The organism is Frigoribacterium sp. PhB118, from assembly GCF_003751725.1.
Taxonomy (GTDB): domain Bacteria; phylum Actinomycetota; class Actinomycetes; order Actinomycetales; family Microbacteriaceae; genus Frigoribacterium.
This window is the reverse complement of the sequence record NZ_RKID01000001.1, coordinates 1,155,586-1,174,443: the sequence shown is the minus strand read 5'-3', so window position 1 is coordinate 1,174,443 and position 18,858 is coordinate 1,155,586. Positions and strand designations below refer to the sequence as shown.

At 72.5% G+C, this 18,858-nt stretch carries 20 protein-coding genes, 3 tRNA genes and 1 pseudogene; 15 read left to right on the top strand and 9 right to left on the bottom strand.

Annotation, left to right across the window (positions count from 1 at the left end; translation table 11 throughout):
• The first annotated feature begins 29 nt into the window (after positions 1-29).
• A complete protein-coding gene (locus tag EDF21_RS05350; RefSeq protein ID WP_123570522.1) occupies positions 30-974 on the top strand; it encodes an aldo/keto reductase in 945 nt (314 codons plus the stop codon).
• Positions 975-983: 9 nt separating this feature from the next.
• Here the strand turns inward: EDF21_RS05350 and EDF21_RS05345 are convergent, their stop codons facing one another.
• A complete protein-coding gene (locus tag EDF21_RS05345; RefSeq protein WP_056046551.1) occupies positions 984-1,556 on the bottom strand; it encodes a 2'-5' RNA ligase family protein in 573 nt (190 codons plus the stop codon).
• Positions 1,557-1,682: 126 nt separating this feature from the next.
• On the opposite strand from EDF21_RS05345, the gene EDF21_RS05340 reads away from it, so the two are divergent.
• The 5 genes from EDF21_RS05340 to EDF21_RS05320 all read left to right on the top strand — a co-directional run bounded on the left by EDF21_RS05340 (position 1,683) and on the right by EDF21_RS05320 (position 5,058).
• Positions 1,683-1,754: transfer RNA gene (locus EDF21_RS05340), tRNA-Thr, on the top strand.
• Positions 1,755-1,806: 52 nt separating this feature from the next.
• Positions 1,807-1,880: transfer RNA gene (locus EDF21_RS05335), tRNA-Met, on the top strand.
• 130 nt (positions 1,881-2,010) lie between these two features.
• Positions 2,011-3,129: a type III polyketide synthase gene (locus EDF21_RS05330; protein ID WP_123570521.1), complete on the top strand. Its 1,119-nt coding sequence runs from the start codon at positions 2,011-2,013 to the stop codon at positions 3,127-3,129.
• A complete protein-coding gene (locus tag EDF21_RS05325) occupies positions 3,126-3,908 on the top strand; it encodes a class I SAM-dependent methyltransferase (protein ID WP_233568364.1) in 783 nt (260 codons plus the stop codon). Before EDF21_RS05330 ends, EDF21_RS05325 begins: the two co-directional genes overlap by 4 nt.
• The gene (locus tag EDF21_RS05320) at positions 3,895-5,058 is read left to right on the top strand and encodes an NAD(P)/FAD-dependent oxidoreductase (RefSeq protein WP_123570836.1); all 1,164 of its coding nucleotides are present in this window, start codon (positions 3,895-3,897) and stop codon (positions 5,056-5,058) included. Before EDF21_RS05325 ends, EDF21_RS05320 begins: the two co-directional genes overlap by 14 nt.
• A gap of 54 nt (positions 5,059-5,112) precedes the next feature.
• Here EDF21_RS05320 and EDF21_RS05315 read toward each other — a convergent pair whose 3' ends face one another.
• Entirely contained in the window at positions 5,113-6,015 is a 903-nt protein-coding gene (locus EDF21_RS05315) for a UbiA family prenyltransferase (protein WP_123570520.1), read from the bottom strand.
• Between the two features lie 301 nt (positions 6,016-6,316).
• A pseudogene (locus EDF21_RS17005) lies at positions 6,317-6,535 on the bottom strand (DUF3072 domain-containing protein); the annotation flags it as partial.
• Positions 6,536-6,750: 215 nt separating this feature from the next.
• On the opposite strand from EDF21_RS17005, the gene EDF21_RS05305 reads away from it, so the two are divergent.
• From EDF21_RS05305 to EDF21_RS05295, 3 genes are read left to right on the top strand one after another with little or no spacing between them, the layout of a single operon-like run.
• On the top strand, positions 6,751-7,209 hold the full coding sequence (locus tag EDF21_RS05305; protein WP_056046547.1) for a MaoC family dehydratase N-terminal domain-containing protein: 459 nt from the start codon (positions 6,751-6,753) through the stop codon (positions 7,207-7,209).
• Positions 7,206-7,637, top strand: coding sequence for a MaoC family dehydratase (locus tag EDF21_RS05300; protein ID WP_056046546.1), 432 nt, complete (start codon positions 7,206-7,208; stop codon positions 7,635-7,637). The genes EDF21_RS05305 and EDF21_RS05300 overlap by 4 nt, the downstream gene beginning before the upstream one ends.
• Positions 7,634-8,725 carry a UDP-N-acetylmuramate dehydrogenase gene (locus EDF21_RS05295; protein ID WP_255416430.1) on the top strand — a complete coding sequence of 364 codons (1,092 nt, stop codon included), beginning with the start codon at positions 7,634-7,636 and terminating at the stop codon, positions 8,723-8,725. The genes EDF21_RS05300 and EDF21_RS05295 overlap by 4 nt, the downstream gene beginning before the upstream one ends.
• A gap of 95 nt (positions 8,726-8,820) precedes the next feature.
• Here the strand turns inward: EDF21_RS05295 and EDF21_RS05290 are convergent, their stop codons facing one another.
• The 5 genes from EDF21_RS05290 to EDF21_RS05270 form a co-directional block, all read right to left on the bottom strand.
• Positions 8,821-9,462, bottom strand: a complete 642-nt coding sequence (locus EDF21_RS05290; RefSeq protein ID WP_123570833.1) for a response regulator transcription factor — start codon at positions 9,460-9,462, stop codon at positions 8,821-8,823.
• A gap of 65 nt (positions 9,463-9,527) precedes the next feature.
• Complete coding sequence (locus tag EDF21_RS05285; RefSeq protein WP_123570519.1) at positions 9,528-10,745, bottom strand: sensor histidine kinase; 1,218 nt, start codon at positions 10,743-10,745, stop codon at positions 9,528-9,530.
• 84 nt (positions 10,746-10,829) lie between these two features.
• Positions 10,830-11,639, bottom strand: a complete 810-nt coding sequence (locus tag EDF21_RS05280; protein ID WP_056046543.1) for an ABC transporter permease — start codon at positions 11,637-11,639, stop codon at positions 10,830-10,832.
• Positions 11,636-12,556, bottom strand: coding sequence for an ABC transporter ATP-binding protein (locus EDF21_RS05275; RefSeq protein ID WP_123570518.1), 921 nt, complete (start codon positions 12,554-12,556; stop codon positions 11,636-11,638). Before EDF21_RS05275 ends, EDF21_RS05280 begins: the two co-directional genes overlap by 4 nt.
• Before the next feature lie 100 nt (positions 12,557-12,656).
• Positions 12,657-13,859, bottom strand: coding sequence for a pyridoxal phosphate-dependent aminotransferase (locus EDF21_RS05270; RefSeq protein ID WP_056046539.1), 1,203 nt, complete (start codon positions 13,857-13,859; stop codon positions 12,657-12,659).
• A 233-nt stretch (positions 13,860-14,092) separates the two neighbouring features.
• Here EDF21_RS05270 and EDF21_RS05265 point away from each other — a divergent pair.
• The 6 genes from EDF21_RS05265 to EDF21_RS05240 all read left to right on the top strand — a co-directional run bounded on the left by EDF21_RS05265 (position 14,093) and on the right by EDF21_RS05240 (position 17,710).
• Positions 14,093-14,165, top strand: a tRNA-Trp gene (locus EDF21_RS05265).
• An 84-nt stretch (positions 14,166-14,249) separates the two neighbouring features.
• Positions 14,250-14,531 carry a preprotein translocase subunit SecE gene (gene secE, locus EDF21_RS05260; RefSeq protein ID WP_043592949.1) on the top strand — a complete coding sequence of 94 codons (282 nt, stop codon included), beginning with the start codon at positions 14,250-14,252 and terminating at the stop codon, positions 14,529-14,531.
• A 95-nt stretch (positions 14,532-14,626) separates the two neighbouring features.
• Positions 14,627-15,721, top strand: coding sequence for a transcription termination/antitermination protein NusG (nusG, locus tag EDF21_RS05255; protein ID WP_056046537.1), 1,095 nt, complete (start codon positions 14,627-14,629; stop codon positions 15,719-15,721).
• Positions 15,722-15,829: 108 nt separating this feature from the next.
• Positions 15,830-16,261 carry a 50S ribosomal protein L11 gene (gene rplK, locus EDF21_RS05250; protein ID WP_043592945.1) on the top strand — a complete coding sequence of 144 codons (432 nt, stop codon included), beginning with the start codon at positions 15,830-15,832 and terminating at the stop codon, positions 16,259-16,261.
• A gap of 100 nt (positions 16,262-16,361) precedes the next feature.
• Entirely contained in the window at positions 16,362-17,051 is a 690-nt protein-coding gene (gene rplA / locus EDF21_RS05245) for a 50S ribosomal protein L1 (RefSeq protein WP_123570517.1), read from the top strand.
• A gap of 122 nt (positions 17,052-17,173) precedes the next feature.
• Positions 17,174-17,710 carry a GNAT family N-acetyltransferase gene (locus tag EDF21_RS05240; RefSeq protein WP_123570516.1) on the top strand — a complete coding sequence of 179 codons (537 nt, stop codon included), beginning with the start codon at positions 17,174-17,176 and terminating at the stop codon, positions 17,708-17,710.
• A 54-nt stretch (positions 17,711-17,764) separates the two neighbouring features.
• Here the strand turns inward: EDF21_RS05240 and EDF21_RS05235 are convergent, their stop codons facing one another.
• Positions 17,765-18,751: an NADP-dependent oxidoreductase gene (locus EDF21_RS05235; protein ID WP_369794389.1), complete on the bottom strand. Its 987-nt coding sequence runs from the start codon at positions 18,749-18,751 to the stop codon at positions 17,765-17,767.
• Between the last annotated feature and the right edge of the window lie 107 nt (positions 18,752-18,858).

Genomic DNA, 18,858 nt, shown 5'->3' with positions numbered 1-18,858 from the left:
GCACGATCCTGAACCCTGCGACCGATCTCGTGACGGCCGACCTGCCCGCCGGCACCCGGCCGTTCCCGCTCGCGCTCGGAACCAACGTCTTCGGCTGGACGGTCGGCGCCCCCACCGCCCTCGAGGTGCTCGACCTGTTCGCCGACGACGGCGGCCGCGTCGTCGACACGGCCGACGTCTACTCGGCGTGGCTGCCGGGCAACTCCGGGGGCGAGTCCGAGGCCATCATCGGCCGGTGGCTCGCCCGACCGGGCAACCGCGACCGGGTGGTGCTGAGCACCAAGTGCGGGCAGCACCCCGACACCCCCGGCCTGTCGCGCGTCAGCATCCGTGCGGCGGTCGAGGCGTCGCTGCGCCGTCTGCGCACCGACCACGTCGACTTCTACTTCACGCACTTCGACGACGACGAGACACCGCTGGACGAGACCGTGGGCGCGCTCAGCGAGCTCGTCGACGAGGGCAAGATCCTCTGCGCCGGGGCGTCCAACTACACCGGCGCGCGCCTCCGGCAGGCCCTCGCGATCGCGGATCGCGACGGACTCCACCCGTTCCGTTTGGTCCAGGTCGCGTACAACCTGGTGCGACGGGGCGAGTACGAGCACGACGTCGCCGCCATCGTGGACCACTACGACCTCGCCGTGTTGCCGCACTCGTCCCTGGCGAGCGGGTTCCTGACGGGCAAGTACCGTCACGAGGCCGGCCGCGGTGACTCTCCCCGGGGCAGCCGGGCCCTCAGCTACGTCACGCCGCAGAACCAGGGCACCCTCGAGGTCGTCGTCGAGATCGCCGAGCGTCTCGACGTCGAGCCGGGCGCCGTGGCCGTCGCGTGGCTCGCCTCCCGCGACAACGTCATCGGCGCACTCGGCAGCGCCCGGACCCCCCGCCAGCTCGAGGGCCTGCTCGACGCCGCCCGGGTCGAGTTGACCGAGGGCGACCTGGCGTCGCTCGAGGCGGCCTCGCGTCCGCTCGCCTGACGTCCGGGGTCAGCGCTCGGCGCCGTCCCTCTCATGCGCCTCCCCGTCCGCGGCGACGGGACCCAGCGGGACGATCGTCCGCGCGCCCGGGTCCCAGCGCCGCAGCCGGGACAGCACGACCGGCCGGGTCGACGGGACGCCGGCCTCGGAGAGGGCGTCGAGGGCCCGGGCCACCTGGTCGGGCGTGAGGCGTGACGCGAGGGTGACGTGGGGGGTCCACCGACCGGGCGTGGTGTGCGGGACGTCCCCCGCGCCTCCCAGGCTCTCGTGCACCCGGGCGTGGAGGTCCAGCAGTTCTCCCGTCACGACCACGGGTCGCACGAGCACGAGCCCGCGCGGGGGCGACCCGAAGAGCAGCAGCCCGCCGAGCTCGGCGGGCATCGGCAGCGCCTCCGAGAGGGGCAGGAGGCGCGGGTCGGCGGCCGGGTCGAGGTCGGGTCGTGCCACCAGGGTGACGTGCGGCGCGTTCGACGTCCCGCCGTGGTCGCCCTGCGACGGGAGGCCCGCCGCGGACAGCACGCGCCATTCGTCACGGACGGCTCCGTCGGAGGCCGGGTCGAGCAGGAGTTCGAGGCTGTGCACCCGTCGATCCTGCCCCGCGGGGCCTTCGGCGGGCCGGGTCGGCACGTGGCGTCAGCAGCCCGTTCGCTCTGCTACCCTTGTCTGGTGCCAATCGGCAGCGGCCTCGGTCGCTCGCCTGGTGGTCACGCCCCGATAGCTCAGTGGTAGAGCACTTCCATGGTAAGGAAGGGGTCGTCAGTTCAATCCTGACTCGGGGCTCTGGCTGTCTCGGTCCCGTCCCGGTGTGATGCCGGCAGGGCCTGCAGCCTGCGGCGGGGTAGCTCAGTTGGTTAGAGCACACGGCTCATAATCGTGGTGTCGCGGGTTCAAGTCCCGCCCTCGCTACCGCAGGCCCGGATCTCTCACGAGTTCGGGCCTTCGTCGTCCGTACGCTCGGTGGTCACCCGCCGGGTCGTCTCCGCGCACCGAGACGCGACCGGTGCGCCGTGCCCGGGCGTCGGGCATACGATGAAGCATGGCCGTGAGCATCCGCAGCATCGGCACCGCGGTGCCCCCGACCATCATCCGACAGGACGACGTCCGAGAGATCTTCGCGACCCAGGCCGGCCTCGGCCGCCTCGGTCAGCGCATCGTCGGCGCCGCGTTCGGTGCCTCGGCCATCGAGACCCGGCACACCGTCGTCGACGAGCTCGACCGGCGACCGCGCGAGGGCGAGCCCACGTTCTACGACGCCGCGTCGAACGAGATCCTCCGACCCGGCACGGGTGCGCGCAACCAGGTCTACACGGACCGGTCGCCCCAGCTGTTCCTCGACGCCGCTCATGCCGCGCTCGCGGCGGCGCCCGACCTCGGGCCCGACGACGTCACGCACGTGATCAGCGTGTCGTGCACCGGCTTCTTCGCCCCCGGGCCCGACTACCTGCTCGTCCGGGGCCTCGGGTTGTCGCCGTCGACCCGTCGCCACCACCTGGGCTTCATGGGCTGCTACGGGGCCTTCCCCGCCCTCGCCGCCGCACGCGACTTCTGCCTCGCCGATCCGGAGGCGGTCGTGCTCGTCGTCTGCGCCGAGCTCTGCACGCTGCACCTGCGCAGCTCCGACGACCCCGACTCGATCGTCGCCTCGTCCGTGTTCGCCGACGGGGCGGCCGCCGCCGTGGTGACCGCCCGCCCGGCGCCGTCGGGCTCCGTCGTGCTCGACCTCGACGTCCTCGAGACGGTGCTCACACCGGTCGGCGAGACCGACATGGCGTGGACGATCGGCGACCTGGGCTTCGACATGGTGCTGAGCAGCTACGTCCCGCAGATCATCGAGCTCCACATCGACTCGGCCCTGGCACCGCTCTTCGAGGCCGGCGGCGTCGGCGTCGGCGACGTCGACCTGTGGGCCGTCCATCCGGGCGGGCGCAGCATCCTCGACCGCGTGCAACAGCAGCTCGGGCTCACCGACGCCCACCTGGCGCCCTCACGCGACGTCCTGCGCGACTACGGCAACATGTCGAGCGCGACCGTCCTGTTCATCCTCGCCGACCTCCTGGCCGGCCCCCCCGCCCCGTCGCAGCGCGTGGGCGCCATGGCCTTCGGCCCCGGGCTGACCGTCGAGACCGCGCTGATGACGCGTCGCGCGGTCTCGTGAGCGCGACCCGCACCTCCTCGGCTCCGTCGGTCGCGGTGCGGCCGCCCTGGTGGCCCGACCTGTCGCGACGAGGCGTCGGACTCGTCGAGCTGATGGACGACCCGGGCTGCGACCTCGGCCTGCTGAACGCCACCTACCGGGCCTTCCCGGTCGTGAACGGTCTCGTGGCGGGGTGGCGCCGGGCGTACCTCCGCCGCCTCCGCCCGCTGTTGTCGGCCGACGTGACGACCAGGCTGCTCGACCTCGGGTCCGGCGGCGGCGACCTCGCGCGCGCCCTGGCCGGCTGGGCCCGTCGCGACGGGCTCGCCCTCGAGGTCGTGGCCGTCGATCCCGACGAACGGGCCCACGCCTTCGCGGCGTCCCGCCCCGTCCCGCCCGGCGTCGAGTTCCGGCGGGCCTCGAGCGCCGACCTCGTGGCGGCGGGCGAGACCTTCGACGTGGTCGTGTCGAACCACGTCCTGCACCACCTCGACGACGAGGCCCGGGCGGCCGTGCTGGACGACAGCGCCCGCCTGGCGTCCCGTCTCGTGCTGCACGCCGACATCGAGCGGGCCCGCGGGGCGTACCTCGCCTACCGGGCCGCGACCTGGCCGTGGCGGACCCGCTCGTTCGTCCACGTCGACGGGCTCCTGTCGATCCGCCGCAGCTTCACCGCCGACGAGCTGGTCGACGTGGCTCCGCCGGGGTGGCGCGTCGTCCGGCAGTGGCCCTTCCGCCTGCTGCTCGTCCGCGAGATCGGCATCGACGCCCCCGGGGGTGCCGGCCGTGCGGACGCATGACGTCCTGATCGTCGGTGGGGGGCCCGTCGGGGTGATGCTCGCCGCCGCTCTGGCGGATCGCGGCCTCGACGCCGTCGTCTGGGAGGCGCGGGTCGACGATCCGGCGCACTCGCGCGCCCTCGGCGTGCATCCGCCCTCGATCGACCTCTTCGACCGGCTCGGCCTCGCGGACGACCTGCTCGCCGACGCCGTCCGCATCCGGCGGGGGATCGCCCGGAGCGGCGAGCGGACGGTCGGCGTGGTGCCGTTCGACCGGGCGTCGTCGCGGTGGCCGTTCGTCGCGGCGGTGCCGCAGGACCGCACCGAGGCGGTGCTGCGGACGGGGTTGGCCGCGCGGCGGGACGACGCGCTCCGTCGGGGCGTGCGGTTCGTCGGGCTCGCACAACGCGACGAGGACGTGGTCGTCGAGGGGGTCGACGACGAGGGGCCGGTGGTCGTCGCCGCCCGCTTCGTCGTCGGGGCCGACGGCACGCGCAGCGCCGTCCGAGCCGCGCTGGGCGTCGACACCAGGGCCCGGGACCTGCCCGACCGCTACGTGATGGGCGACTTCGCCGACGCCACCGGCCACGGCCCCGACGCCGTGATCCATCTCGAGCGCTCCGGGGTGGTCGAGTCGTTCCCGTTGCCCGCGGGTCGACGACGGTTCGTGGTGCACGTCGGGGCGGCTCACGCAGCGACCGCGTCGGTCGCACCGGACGACGTCGCGCGGCTCGTGTCGGACCGCACCGGGTCGCCCGTCGACCCGACGACCTCGACCATGACGAGCGGGTTCGGCGTCCGGCGCCGGCTGGCCGTCCGGACGGTCGTCGGCCGGGTCACGCTGATCGGCGACGCCGCCCACGAGATCAGTCCCATCGGCGGCCAGGGCATGAACCTCGGCTGGCTCGACGGGCACGCGCTCGAGGCCGTCATCGCCGCGGCGGTGAAGCGGAGGGGTGGCCGGGTGCTCGATCCGACGACGTTCGGTCGTTTCGACGCCGACCGTGCCCGCGCCGCCCTGCGCGCCGCCCGGCAGGCCGAGTGGAACACCGCCCTCGGTCGGCCCGTCGGCGGGGGAGCGGCTCGGGCCCGGGACCTGGCGCTCGGAGCCGTGCTGAGAGCTCCGAGCAGGCACCTGCTCGCGTCGGTCTACGCCATGCGCTGGGCCTGAGCGGTCGGCCCCCGCGGCCGCGCCGTCTCGGCTCCCCTCCGCCGACCCGCGTGCTCAGGCGACGACGGTGCCGCCGCTGAGGGCGAGCTGCACCACGAGCAGCACGGCCGCCACCATGATCAACCGGAAGAGGGTCCGGTCGACGCGTCCCGCGAGCACGAGGCGCACTCCGACGACGGCGATGCCGAGGGTCACGGCGGTGCCGACGGCGGCAGCGACGAGGCCCGGAGCCGACGAGTCGCCGCCCAGTCGGCCCGAGAGCAGCAGGACGGCCGCGATGGCCAGCGCCGCGAACGCGACGACTCCCGAGACGGTCCGCCCGAGGCGGTGGGGGAGCCCGACGATGCCGGTGCGCGCGTCGTCGTCGAGGTCGGGCAGGACGTTCGTGAAGTGGATCGCGATGCCGAAGACGGCTCCGACCGCCACGGCCCAGGCGGCGGGAGGCGACGGTGGTGCCGCCGCGAGGGTGGCGACGGCCGGCAGCAGGCCGAAGCTCACGACGAAGGGCACCACCGAGACCGGGGTCCGCTTGAGCCCGAGGTCGTACGCCCACCCCGAGGCCACGAGCACGAGGTGGGCCGTGCCGGCTGCGGGCCCGAGCGCGTAGGACGGCACGAGCATCAGCACGCCGCAGACCACCGCGGCACGGCGAACGGCCGACACGCTCACGAGGCCCTGGGCCACCGGCTTGTCGGTCCGGCCGACGGCGCGGTCGCGCCCGGCGTCGAGCCAGTCGTTGGCGAACCCGATCGAGGCCTGTCCGAGCAGCACCGCGAGGGCGAGCAGCACGAGTCGGCCGAGGGGCAACCCCGAGGAGGCGCCCAGCACGACGGCGAGGACGGTCACCACCACCGTCGGCCCCGGGTGCGTCGAACCCAGCAGTGCGGCGGTCCACGAGGCGGGGCCGTCGCGGCGACCGGAGCCGGCGGTGGAGACCGGGGGCTCGGGGGAGATCATCCGTTCACCCTAGACGGACGGAGCCGCACGGCCCCGAGTCGGTCGGCCCCGGACGGCGGGACACGATGCGGTGGGCGACGTGAAGAGGTGCACCCGAGTCGGGGGAGGACTCGGATGCACCCCGTCGCACCCTCGGCGCTCGAGGTGCAGGTGGATCAGTACCGGCACGCGCCAGAGGAGGGTGCCCACGTCGAGTTACCATCCCAGACGTGACTGGAGTGTACGACTGCCACGGGTGGATCGGAAGGGGCACCGGGCCGTCTTTCGCGGATCGACCCGGGCCCCGGGGGACGACGAGGGGTCAGGCCCCGCGGCCGGTCTTCTGCTGGAGGCGGTCGATGTGCTCGCTCGCCTCGGCCTTCGTCATGTCGGCGGGTAGCTCTTCGCCGGCCTCGCGGGCGAGGGTGTCGAGGTAGCTCTTCTGCGGGCCGGTGATGGGCTCGTCCCCGGTGACCCAGTCGTCGGGGTCCTTCGACGCCGTGCTGCCGCCGTCGGGGCGGGCGCCGCCGAGCGTCTCGCCGTGTGCGGGGGCCGCGTTCTCCTCGCGGGCCGTGGCGGCCTGGTCGGTCTCGTCGGTGGTCGTCGTGTCGGTGGTCGTCGTCTCGTCGGACTCGGCCGCTGCCGGGTCGACGGGGGTGATGTCGGGGTCGATGTTCGCGTCGCTCATGACGTGAACGTACGCCGTGCCCCCGACACCGGGCCGGGCGACGTACCCCGCTGGTTAGACTCGACCGCGTGTCCGTGAACCCTGATCTGCAAGGGCGGGTCTTCCCGCCGGCCCCGCCCTACCTCGTGGGCCGCGAGAAGGTGCGCGAGTTCGCCCGCGCGACCGGCTCGACGAGCCCGCTCTCGTTCGACCTCGAGGCGGCCCACGCGGCCGGGCACGGCGACCTCGTCGCCCCGCCGACCTTCGCCGTCGTCGTCCAAGAGGCCACCCTCGCCCAGTTGCTCGCCGAACCCGACGCGGGCATCGACTTCTCCCGCGTCGTCCACGGCGAGCAGCGCTTCTCGCTCTCGCGTCCGATCGTCGCGGGGGACGAGCTCACGGCCACCCTGACCGTGACGAGCGTCAAGACGCTGGGCGGCAACGCCATGGTCACGGCGTCCTCCGACATGCGCGACGTCGACGGGCGGCACGTGGTCACCGCCGTGTCGACGCTCGTCGTCCGCGCCGACGACGAGGCCGCCGCGTGAGCGCCCTCGAGGTCGGCCAGGTCGTCGCCGAGAAGACCTACCCCCTGACACGCGACTCGTTGGTGCGCTACGCCGGCGCCTCGGGCGACTTCAACCCCATCCACTACCGCGACGACGTGGCGGCCGCGGTCGGTCTCCCCGGTGTCCTGGCCCACGGCATGCTCACGATGGGCACCGCCGTCCAGCCGGTCGTCGAATGGCTCGAGGGGGCGGGCGACGACGCCGGCGTGCTCGGTCGGGTGTCGGACTACCAGGTGCGCTTCACGCGTCCCGTCGTGGTCGACCCCACCGCCGGGGCCGAGATCGCCGTCGTCGCGAAGGTGGGCAAGCTCGACGCCGAGGCCGGCACGGCGCGCATCGACCTGACCGTGACCGCCGGCGGCCAGACCGTGCTGGGCAAGGCCCAGGTCGTGGTGACGCTGGCGTGACGACCTTCGCCGAGCTCACGACGATGCAGGTGGGCGGCGAGCCCGCCCGCCTGGTCGAGGCGACGACGACCGACGAGCTGCTGGCCGCGGTCCGTGAGGCGTCGGTCGGTGACGACCCCTGGTACGTCCTGGGCGGCGGGTCGAACACGGTCGCCTCCGACGAGCCGTTCGACGGCACGGTCGTCCACGTGGCCACCCGGGGTGTCGAGCGCGTCGACTCCGACGACCACCGCGTCCACCTCCGCGTCGCCGCCGGTGAGCCCTGGGACGACCTCGTCGCCTCCACGGTCGAGCAGGGCTGGTCGGGGCTCGAGGCGCTCAGCGGCATCCCCGGCTCGACGGGCGCGTCGCCGATCCAGAACATCGGTGCCTACGGCCAGGAGGTCGCCTCGACGCTCGTGGCCGTCGACTTCCTGGACGACGACTCGGGCGAGTTCGTCCGCATCCCCGCGGCCAACCTCGACCTCGGGTACCGCACGAGCGTCTTCAAGCAGGGCCGTCGGGGCGTCGTCACGGCCGTGGAGTTCGCCCTCACGGACCACGGAGGCGCGAGCGAGCAGGTCGCGTACCCGCAGCTCGCGAAGGCCCTCGGCGTCGAGCTCGGGGCCCGGGTCTCGGTCGCTGACGTGCGCTCCAGCGTGCTCGCCCTGCGGGCCGCGAAGGGCATGGTGCTCGACCCGGCCGACCGTGACACGGCGTCGAGCGGATCGTTCTTCACCAACCCGATCGTGTCGCGGGCCGACGCGTCGACCCTGCCGGCCGACGCACCACGGTGGCCGACCGGCCCCGAGCCCGAGCGCCAGGTCGTGCCACTCGGTGAGGAGCCGGCCGCCCCGGCGCCCCGTGCGCCCGCCGAGGTCAAGCTCAGCGCCGCCTGGCTGATCGAGCACGCCGGCATCGCGAGGGGTTTCCGCCTGCCGGGCTCGCAGGCCGCCGTCTCGTCCAAGCACACCCTGGCCCTGACCAACCGTGGCGGTGCCACGGGCGACGAGGTCGCCGAGCTCGCGCGCTACGTCCAGCAGCGGGTCCAGTCCGAGTTCGGCGTGCTGCTGCACCCCGAGCCCGTCCTCCTCGGCCTCTCGCTGTAGGGACGCGGCCGCGTGCGTCCCACGCGGCGGCCGTCCGACGCGGCGATGGCCGCCCGACGCGGCGGTGCCCGTCCGACGTCGCGGCGCAGGGATCCTCAGCGGCTTGGCAGGTGGCCGAGCTCGAGCGCCAGCGTGACGGCGCGCGTCCGGTCGTTGACGCCGAGCTTCTCGAAGACGTGCAGCAGGTGCGTCTTGACCGTCGCCTCGCCGACGAACAGCCGGCGTCCGATCTCGCGGTTCGAGCAACCCTCCGCCACGAGGGCGAGCACGTCGGTCTCGCGAGGACTCAACGGGGTCGGGCGCGGCACGGGCTCGGCGCCGCTGCGTGCGCGGCCGACGAGACGGGCCGCCATCGCGGGGGCGAGGGCCACCTGTCCCGCGACCACGGCTCGGAGGCCCGCCACGAGCTCGTCCTCCGGGGAGGCCTTCAGGAGGTAGCCGCTCGCCCCCACCTCGATCGCCCGCAGGATGCTGTCGTCGGACTCGTAGGTGGTGAGCACGACGACCTTGGTCGTCGGGTGACGTGCCAGGACGGCCTCGGTCGCCTCGACACCGTCGAGGCCGGGCATGCGGAGGTCCATCACGATCAGGTCGGGCTCGAGCGAGTCCGCCAGGGCGACGGCCTCGGAGCCGTCGCTCGCCTGCCCCACCACGACGAAGTCGTCCGTCGTCGCGAGCAGGGCGGCGATGCCCTGCCGCACGATCGGATGGTCGTCGGCCACGAGGGTGCGGTGCACGGGCGATCCCGCCGACGAGGCTCCGGGCCCGGTCGACGTCGCACCCTCGTGCGCGGGCCCCGCGGTCACGGGGTCACCACCGAGGCGCGGGGGACCTGCGCGGTGACGACCGTCCCGTCACGATCCGACGAGACGTCGAGGCGGCCGCCCGACAGTTCGAGCCGCTCGCGGAGACCGTCGAGGCCGAACCCGGTCGATGCGACCGCCGTGTCGAACCCGGTGCCGTCGTCGGACACGACGAGCACGGCCGTCCCGTCCGTCGCCGTGAGCGTGACCCGCGCCGACGTCGACGCACTGTGCTTGCGTACGTTGGCCAGCGCCTCCTGGGTGCACCGCACCAGCACGACCTGCAGGTCGCGGGGCAGGTCGACCTCGACGGCGTCGACCGTGATCCCGATTCCGCTCTCCCGCTCGAAGCGCTCGCCGAGGCGATGGAGGGCGGCCGCCACGTCGGTGCCCGCCGGTCCGGTGGACGCGGTCGCCGCGACGAGGGTGCGCGCCTCGGTGAGGGCCTCGCGGGCGGCGGCCTCGATCACGTCGAGCCGTTCACGGATCGTCGCCAGGTCGCCGGCCGCGAGGGCTCCGCGGGTCTGCTGCGCGAGCATGACGACTCCGGTGAGGCTCTGGGCGATCGTGTCGTGGATCTCCCGGGCCAGGCGCTCGCGTTCGGTGCTCGTGCCCGCGTCGCGGTGCCGCGCGGCCAGTTCGGCCTGGGCCTCGCGCAGCTCGTCGAGCAGCCGGCCGCGTTCGACCCCGACCCGGGCGATCGTGGTGATCCACATCCCCAGCGCGATGCTGAAGACGAGCGAGAGGCCTTCGCTGGTGGCGGCCGTCGCGAGGGCCTCGGCCGACCAGCCGAGGCTGACGACGAACCCGATCGAGATGGCGACGCACAGGCAGACGTTGGCGACGATCGCGGACCGGGTGCCGGGGAGCAGCGTCCAGATCAGCGGCATGAGGAAGGCCTGCACGACCGCGAGTTCGGGGGTGGCGGCCACCGTGACGCCGCCCACCACCACGAGCGCGGCGACGGCCGTCACGGTCGGGAGCGACAGCAGCGCGTCGGCGCGACGCACCACGGGCCGCGCGAGGGCGAACCACGTGAGCACCAGCAGCCCGACGGCGACGAACGAGGCCGTGACCCGGCCGCTTGACGAGGTCGTGGCCAGGACGACCATCACCACGACCGTGATCCCGAGGCCGGCGTCCCACCAGCGCATCGAGATGGCGGTGCCCGACCGGGCGGAGGCCGCGGCCTCCGCCCGGTCGCCGGTGTCGTCCATGTCGATCACGCTAGTGGCAGCCGCGGGCCGGCGAGGCCGTCGTGGTCGTCGCCGATCGGGCGGAGGACGGTGGCCGTCCACGGGTCAGGTGTCCTTCCTGATCCACCGGAAGGTCAGCAGCGAGGCGACGGCGCCGGCGACGAGCCAGACCGCCAGCCAGAGTGCGACGCCGGGCAGGTCCCACGATCCGCCGGCCTCGGCGGCCGAGAACGTGTCGGGCAGGAACACGCTGCGCATGCCCTGCGCCAGCCACTTCAACGGGAACACCGAGGCCACCGACTGCAGCCAGTCGGGCAGCTGGGTGAACGGCAGGTAGACCCCCGAGATGAACTGCAGCACGAGCGTGATCGGGACGATCACGGCCGTGGCGCTCTTCCCGCTGCGGGGCACGCGCGAGAGGGCGATGCCGACCAGTGCCGACGTCGCGATGCCGAGCAGGTAGACCCAGGCGAGCGTCAGCCACGACCCGGCGTCGGTCGGCAAGGGCACGCCGAAGAGCACCCGGGCCACCAGCACGAGCAGCGCCACCTGCAGCAGGCTCGTGACGAGCACCTGGCCGAACTTGCCGACGAAGTACGACCCGACCGGCAGGGGCGTCCCCGAGAGTCGCTTGAGGGTGCCGTCGCCACGCTCGAGGGCGATGTCGACGGCGAGGTTCTGCACGCCCGAGAGCAGGATGCCGGCCGCGATCATGCCCGGCAGGTAGAACGCGGCGGCCCCCACCTCGGAACCGTCCGGCCGCGTGCCGAACGAGCCCGAGGCGCTGAACGCCGTGGAGAAGATCGCGAGCATCACGACCGGGAACAGGAACGTGAAGAAGACGGTGTCGCCGGCCCGGAAGTACCCCCGCACCTCGTACCGGGTGCGGCTCAGGCCGAGCGAGAGCGTCCTCACGAGGTCACCCCGGACGAGGAGGCGCGCTGCGCGTCCCCGGCGTCCGTCGCGCCCCGTGTTCCGTCCGCGACGTGCTCGGCGGTCGCGACCAACCCGAGGTACACGTCCTCCAGCGACGGCCGGATCACTTCGAGCGAACGCGGTTCGCCGCCGCGGGCGTGCAGGTCGGCGACCAGGGCGCCCGGTGCGGAGGTGCGGACGTCGTGCCGTCCGTGTTCGTCGAGCCAGGTCACGCGAGGGGTGCGCGCCTCCTCGTCCCCGAGCTCGTCGGGTCGCCCCTGGGCGACGAGCCGGCCCTGCGCGATCACCGCGACGCGGTCGCTCAGCTGCGCCGCCTCGTCGAGGTAGTGGGTGGTGAGGACGATGCTCGTCCCGTCGTCCGACAGCGACCGGATCAACTGCCAGAACTGTCGGCGGGCCTCGGGGTCGAAGCCCGTGGTCGGTTCGTCGAGGAACAACAGCTCGGGGCCGCCGACCACACCGAGCGCGACGTCGACGCGTCGTCGCTGCCCCCCGGACAGCGACCGGATGCGTGCCCCGGCCTTCGCCTCGAGGCCGACCGCGGCGATCACCTCGTCGACGTCGCGCGGGTTCGGGTAGAAGCCGGCGAAGTGGGCGATCTGCTCGCGCACCGTGGCCGTCCCCTGTTCGCCGGAGGTCTGCAGGACGATGCCGAGGCGCGCCTTCCAGTCGAGACCGGCGTGCTGCGGGTCGGCGCCGAGCACCGACACGTCACCGCCCGACCGGTCGCGGTAGCCCTCGAGGATCTCGATGGTGGTCGACTTGCCGGCGCCGTTGGGGCCGAGCAGGCCGAGGGTCTCGCCCGCGGCCACCTCGAACGAGAGGCCGTGCAGAGCCGTGGCGGTGCCGTAGGTCTTGGTGAGGTCGCGCACTCGCACGACGGGTTCGGGGGTCATGGCTCCAGCGTGCGCCGTGGCGGCTCCGCGCACCAGGCCCGACCGGTCGAGGCCGGGTCCACCGATCGGTGGACCCGGCCTCGGGACGGGGGTCGCGGCCTCAGGCGAACAGGCGCTGGAGGCGGCGGACGCCCTCGAGCAACTCGTCGTCGCCGAGGGCGTAGGACAGCCGGAGGTACCCGCTGGGCCCGAAGGCCTCACCGGGCACGGTGGCGACGTCGGCCTGTTCGAGGATGAGGTCGGCGAGTTCGAGCGACGTGGTGGGCGTGACGCCTCCCCACTCGCGACCGAGCAGGCCCTGCACGTCGGGGTAGACGTAGAAGGCTCCCTCGGGGGTGGGGGTGACGACGCCGTCGATCCGGTTGAGCTCGCGGACGATGGTGCTGCGTCGGGCGTCGAAGGCGACCCGCATGGCCTCGACCTCGTCCTGCGGTCCGGTGAGGGCCGCCAGGGCCGCCCGCTGCGACACGTTCGAGACGTTCGACGTGAGGTGCGACTGGAGGTTCGCGGCACCCTTGACCACGTCGGTCGGGCCGATCATCCAGCCGACCCGCCACCCGGTCATCGCGTAGGTCTTGGCCACGCCGTTGACCAGGATCGCCTGGTCGGCCAGCTCGGGCACGGCCTCGGTGATCGAGACGGCCGTCACCCCGTCGTAGGTGAGGTTCTGGTAGATCTCGTCGGTGATCACCCAGACGCCGGCCTCGAGGGCCCAACGACCGATCGCCTCGACCTCGTCGGGTGAGTAGACCGCGCCCGTCGGGTTCGACGGCGAGCAGAACAGCAACACCTTCGTGCGCTCGGTGCGGGCGGCCTCGAGCTGGTCGACCGTGACCTTGTAGCCCTGGTCGGCACCGGCGAAGACCTCGACGGTGACTCCGCCGGCGAGGGCGATGGCCTCGGGGTAGGTCGTCCAGTAGGGCGACGGCAGGAGGGCTTCGTCGCCGTCGTCGAGCAGCGCCTGGAAGGCCTGGTAGACGGCCTGCTTGCCACCGTTCGTGACGATCACCTGCGACGTCGACACCGTGGTGCCGCTGTCGCGCAGGGTCTTCTCGACGATCGCCTCGCGCAGTTCGAGCAGGCCGGCCGCGGCCGAGTAGCGGTGGTTGCGCGGGTCGCGGGCGGCGACGACGGCCGCGTCGACGATGTGGTCGGGCGTGGGGAAGTTGGGCTCGCCCGGGCCGTAGCTGATGATCGGTCGGCCCTGTGCCAGCAGGGCCTTGGCCTTCGCGTCGACGGCCAGCGTGGCCGATTCGGCGATCGACGAGATACGGGACGAGAGACGGCGCGCGGTCGGGGTCACGCGGGTCAGCCTAGCGGGGGTGTGACCGGCCCGGACGGGTGCGCCCGCCGGCGGTCCGTCGGACCCCGCGGCGCCCGGCTTTGCACGCGCCCGCCGCTTCGCCTACACTTGACGAGGCGATCGAATGCGCCAAGCTTCAGCGCGCCTCTGCAGTCCGGTTCACCAACAGCCGGCTGAGAGAGGCAGGGCCTCCGGGTCCGGCCGAGAGGTCATCTGAAGGGCGTCGATCCCATAGGGCGGTGGCTCAATTGGTAGAGCAGCGGTCTCCAAAACCGCAGGTTGCAGGTTCGAGTCCTGTCCGCCCTGCAGCCCGGCTGTGTTCTTCATGACACGGTGATCACACACAGATACGGACACAGGCCCACGGGCCGAGCTCGGAAGGTCGGAACAGTGGCGAGAAAAGACGTTGACGTCCCCAGTGAAGACGTCGTCGAGAAGGCGAAGAGCGACGGTGCGACGCGCCGCAGCCCCTTCGCCCGCATCGCGTTGTTCATCCGCCAGGTGATCGCCGAGCTCAAGAAGGTCGTCACGCCGACCCGCAAAGAGCTGCTGAGCTACACCGGCGTCGTCCTGGTCTTCGTGGTCATCATGATGGCCCTCGTCTCCCTGCTCGACCTGGTGTTCGGCACCGGCGTCGGCTACGTCTTCGGCAACGGCCCGACCGGCAGCTGACGCGGCACCCACCGGCCGACTCCCCGAGCACCACGTGAGCGGGTCCCGTGCCACCGAGCACGAGCACCCGACAACCCCGATCGAAAGAAGAACCCTTGCCTGACAACGAGCGCGACGACATCGACCTCGCCACCGCTGCCGAGCAGTCCTCCGAGGTCGAAGAGGCCCAAGAGGGCGGCACGCTGGCCGCCGACGAGGACGCCGTCGAGCCCGCCGAGTCCGAGGCCCTCTCGGTCGTCGACGAAGGCGAGTCCGGTTCGACCGACACGAGCGACCTCGACGGCCTGCTCGACACGCTGGCCGAGGCACGCGACCCCGAGGCCGACGCGATCGTCGACGACGCCCTCGACATCGACGACGAGTTCGAGGCCGAGGCCGCCGTCGAGGCCACCGACGACGAGGCCGACTCCGAGGCCGAGCAGGCGGCCGACGAGGGCGACGCCCCCGCCGCGAACGCCGTCGTCGCCGAGGCCGAGCAGTCCGTCCAGGACGCCGACGCCGAGATCGCGCACGACGACGTCGACGTCGACGTGTCCGCCACCGAGGTCGAGGACGACGAGCCCGCCGAGGTCGACCCCTACGAGGCCTTCCGTTACGAGCTGCGGGGCAAGCCCGGCAAGTGGTACGTCATCCACTCGTACGCCGGCTTCGAGCGCCGCGTGAAGCAGAACATCGAGAACCGCATGGTCTCGATGACCATGGAGGACTACATCTACCAGGTAGAGGTCCCCATGGAGGACGTGGTCGAGATCAAGAACGGGCAGCGCAAGCTCGTCACCCGCGTCCGCATCCCCGGCTACGTGCTCGTGCGTCTCGACCTCAACGAGGACAGCTGGTCCGTCGTCCGCCACACCCCCGGCGTCACGGGCTTCGTGGGCAACGCCCACAACCCGACGCCGCTGCGTTTCGAAGAGGCCTTCAACATGTTGAAGAGCCTCGTCCAGGTCGACACGACCCCGGCGCCCGCCAAGGGCGGCGCCAAGGGTGGCAAGCAGGCCCAGCGGGTCATCCCCGCCGAGGTCGACTTCGAGATCGGCGAGACGATCACGATCAAAGAGGGGTCGTTCGCCGGACTTCCCGGTACGATCAACGAGATCAAGCCCGAGAGCGGCAAGCTCACCGTGCTGGTCTCGCTGTTCGAGCGCGAGACGCCGGTCGAGCTCAGCTTCGACCAGGTCACGAAGCTCTAGCAGGCACCCACCCCCAGGTCTACAGATCACCGGAGTCCGCGCCGCGGGCCACCGGGAGAGCAGGTCGCGACCGCGATCGGTTCGAACCCCACAAGAAGGAAAAGAACAATGGCACCGAAAAAGAAGGTCACGGGTCTGATCAAGCTTCAGATCAACGCCGGCGCCGCGAACCCCGCCCCGCCCATCGGCCCGGCCCTGGGTCAGCACGGCGTGAACATCATGGAGTTCTGCAAGGCGTACAACGCGGCGACCGAGTCGCAGCGCGGCAACGTCGTCCCCGTCGAGATCACGGTCTACGAAGACCGCTCGTTCACGTTCATCCTCAAGACCCCGCCCGCCGCCGAGCTCATCAAGAAGGCCGCCGGCGTCGCCAAGGGTTCGGGAACCCCGCACACCACCAAGGTCGGCAAGCTGACCATGGACCAGGTGCGCGAGATCGCGACGACCAAGCAGGCCGACCTGAACGCCAACGACATCGACGCCGCGGCGAAGATCATCGCCGGCACCGCCCGTTCCATGGGCATCACGGTCGACGCCTAAGCAGCACCCCTCCGTGCAGGCGACCCGCCTGCACGACCCTGACATCAGTGGGAGAGCCGGCCAGGCTCGCAACCACGTCCCCAGTACGAAGAGGTCCAACATGGCTCAGAAGTCCAAGGCGTACCGCGCCGCTGCCGAGAAGATCGAGGCAGGCAAGTTCTACAGCACCAGCGAGGCCGTCGCCGTCGCTCGCGAGACCGGCTCGAAGAAGTTCGACTCGACCGTCGAGGTCGCGCTCAAGCTCGGCGTCGACCCCCGCAAGGCCGACCAGATGGTGCGCGGCACCGTCATCCTGCCGCACGGCACGGGCAAGACCGCCCGCGTCATCGTGTTCGCGACGGGTGCCGCCGCCGAGGCGGCCATCGCCGCCGGTGCCGACGAGGTCGGTGGCGACGAGCTCATCGAGAAGGTCGCGGGCGGCTACACGTCGTTCGACTCGGCCGTCTCGACCCCCGAGCTCATGGGCAAGGTCGGTCGTCTCGGAAAGGTGCTCGGCCCCCGCGGCCTCATGCCCAACCCGAAGACCGGCACCGTGACCCCCAACGTCGCGCAGGCCGTCAACGACATCAAGGGCGGAAAGATCGAGTTCCGTGTCGACAAGCACAGCAACGTGCACTTCGTCATCGGCAAGGCCGGCTTCTCGGAAGAGAAGCTGAACACCAACCTCGACGCCGCCCTCGAAGAGGTCGTCCGCCTCAAGCCGTCCTCGTCCAAGGGCCGCTACATCACCAAGGGCACGCTGTCGACGACCTTCGGTCCCGGCATCCCCCTCGACATCAACGTCTTCTAGGTCCTCCGACCTCCCAGGCACTGCGTCGCCCGAAGGCCGTCCCACTCTCGAGTGGGGCGGCCTTCGTCGTCGGCGCCCGTCCGTGGTCGGGCGAGGAGGCGCGGGTGGGGCACCATGGGCAGATGACCGTCACCGTGCGCCCCGCCCTCCCGACCGACGCCCCCCTGCTCGCCGAGGTCGCCGCGGTGACCTTCCCGCTCGCCTGCCCGCCCGGGTCGGACCTCGCGGACATCGCCCGGGTCGTCACCACGGTGCTGTCCGAGGAGGCCTTCTCGCGCTACCTCGCCGACGACACCCGGACCGTCCTGCTGGCCGTCGACCCCACGGCCCGGGGGGCCCTCGGCTACAGCATGATGATCGCGGGAGATCCCGAGGACGCGGACGTCGCTGCAGCCGTCTCGTCCCGGCCGACCGTCGAGCTGAGCAAGTTCTACGTCATGCCGCAGGGGCACGGTACGGGGGCGGCCTCGACCCTGATGGCCGCGACCCTCGAGGCAGCCCGCGCGACCGGCGCCTCCTCGGTGTGGCTCGGGGTCAACCAGCAGAACGAACGGGCGCTGCGCTTCTACGCCAAGCACGGACTCGTGCAGGTCGGGACGAAGACCTTCGCCCTCGGCGACGACCTGCAGCAGGACTTCGTCCTCGAGCGTCGGATCTAGGCGGAGTCGCTTCGGGCCACGGCGGCCGGTCCGGAGGCCGGTCCGGAGGCCGGGTCAGGCGGCCTCGGTGTCGTCGGTGACGCGCAGCACGAGCTTGCCGCGGGTGTGCGACCGCTCGAGGCGGGCATGGGCGTCACGGGCGTCGACCAGGTCGTAGACCTCGTCGACGTAGACCCGGACGTCTCCCGAGTCGAGCAGTCGCGAGATGACCGCCAGCGTGGCGCCGTCGGGGGAGACGGCGAACCCGGTCGACCGGACGCCTGCCTGCGCGGCCTTCTCGGCGAAGGCGGCCCCTGAGGCGAGCGGTGCGTGGACGGCGAGCCCTCCGGGTCGGAGCAACCTCAGCGACCGGTCGGCCTCGACGTCGTCGTCGACCAGGTTGAGCACGACGTCGACCTGACGGACGCTGCGGTCGACGTCGGCCGCGCCGTAGTCGACGACCTCGGCGGCCCCGAGCTCCCGCAGCCAGGCCGAGTTGGCCTGTGAGCCGGTCGCGACGACGTGTGCGCCGAAGTACGAGGCGAACTGCACCGCGAAGTGCCCCACCCCGCCCGCGCCGGCGTTGATGAGGAGGCGCTGGCCCTCGTGGGCCTTGGCGACGTCGACGACCATCCCCCAGGCCGTGAGCGCCGCGAGGGGCACCGCGGCGGCTTCGAGGTGCGACAGGGTGGTGGGCTTCCGGGCCACCGACAGCGACGGGACGCTGATGTACTCGGCGTAGCTGCCACCGGAACGCGGGCACGGGGCCATGCCGTAGACGGCGTCGCCCGGACTCAGCGGATGCGCCGCGTAGGGCGTCTCGACGACGACGCCGCTGAAGTCGTGGCCCAGCACGGCCGGGAACGCCGGGATGGCGTCGCTGTCGCCGCGACCGGCCCGGGTCTCCAGGTCGAAGCGGTTGACGCCGGCGGCGACGACGCGCACGAGCACCTCGGCGTTGACCCGTCGCGGGTAGGGCACGTCGGCGGCGACGAGCTGTTCGGGCCCGCCGGTCCGCTCGATCACCATCGCCCGCATCGTCGTCTGCATCGTCGTGTCCATCGGCGGCCCCTGTCGGCTCGTGTGCGCCGTGGCTCCGGCGCGGTGGTCAGGTCAGTCAACGGGACGGATGAGTCACCCGTGTTTCGCGGGTGTCACCGAGAGGGAAA

What these genes read in the sequence shown, in the direction of transcription:
- EDF21_RS05235 (WP_369794389.1), bottom strand. Translation starts at nt 18,751, where the DNA reads ATGGACACGACGATGCAGACGACGATGCGGGCGATGGTGATCGAGCGG.
- EDF21_RS05330 (WP_123570521.1), top strand. Translation starts at nt 2,011, where the DNA reads ATGGCCGTGAGCATCCGCAGCATCGGCACCGCGGTGCCCCCGACCATC.
- rplA (WP_123570517.1), top strand. Translation starts at nt 16,362, where the DNA reads ATGGCTCAGAAGTCCAAGGCGTACCGCGCCGCTGCCGAGAAGATCGAG.
- EDF21_RS05315 (WP_123570520.1), bottom strand. Translation starts at nt 6,015, where the DNA reads ATGATCTCCCCCGAGCCCCCGGTCTCCACCGCCGGCTCCGGTCGCCGC.
- EDF21_RS05285 (WP_123570519.1), bottom strand. Translation starts at nt 10,745, where the DNA reads ATGGACGACACCGGCGACCGGGCGGAGGCCGCGGCCTCCGCCCGGTCG.
- rplK (WP_043592945.1), top strand. Translation starts at nt 15,830, where the DNA reads ATGGCACCGAAAAAGAAGGTCACGGGTCTGATCAAGCTTCAGATCAAC.
- EDF21_RS05275 (WP_123570518.1), bottom strand. Translation starts at nt 12,556, where the DNA reads ATGACCCCCGAACCCGTCGTGCGAGTGCGCGACCTCACCAAGACCTAC.
- EDF21_RS05240 (WP_123570516.1), top strand. Translation starts at nt 17,174, where the DNA reads ATGACCGTCACCGTGCGCCCCGCCCTCCCGACCGACGCCCCCCTGCTC.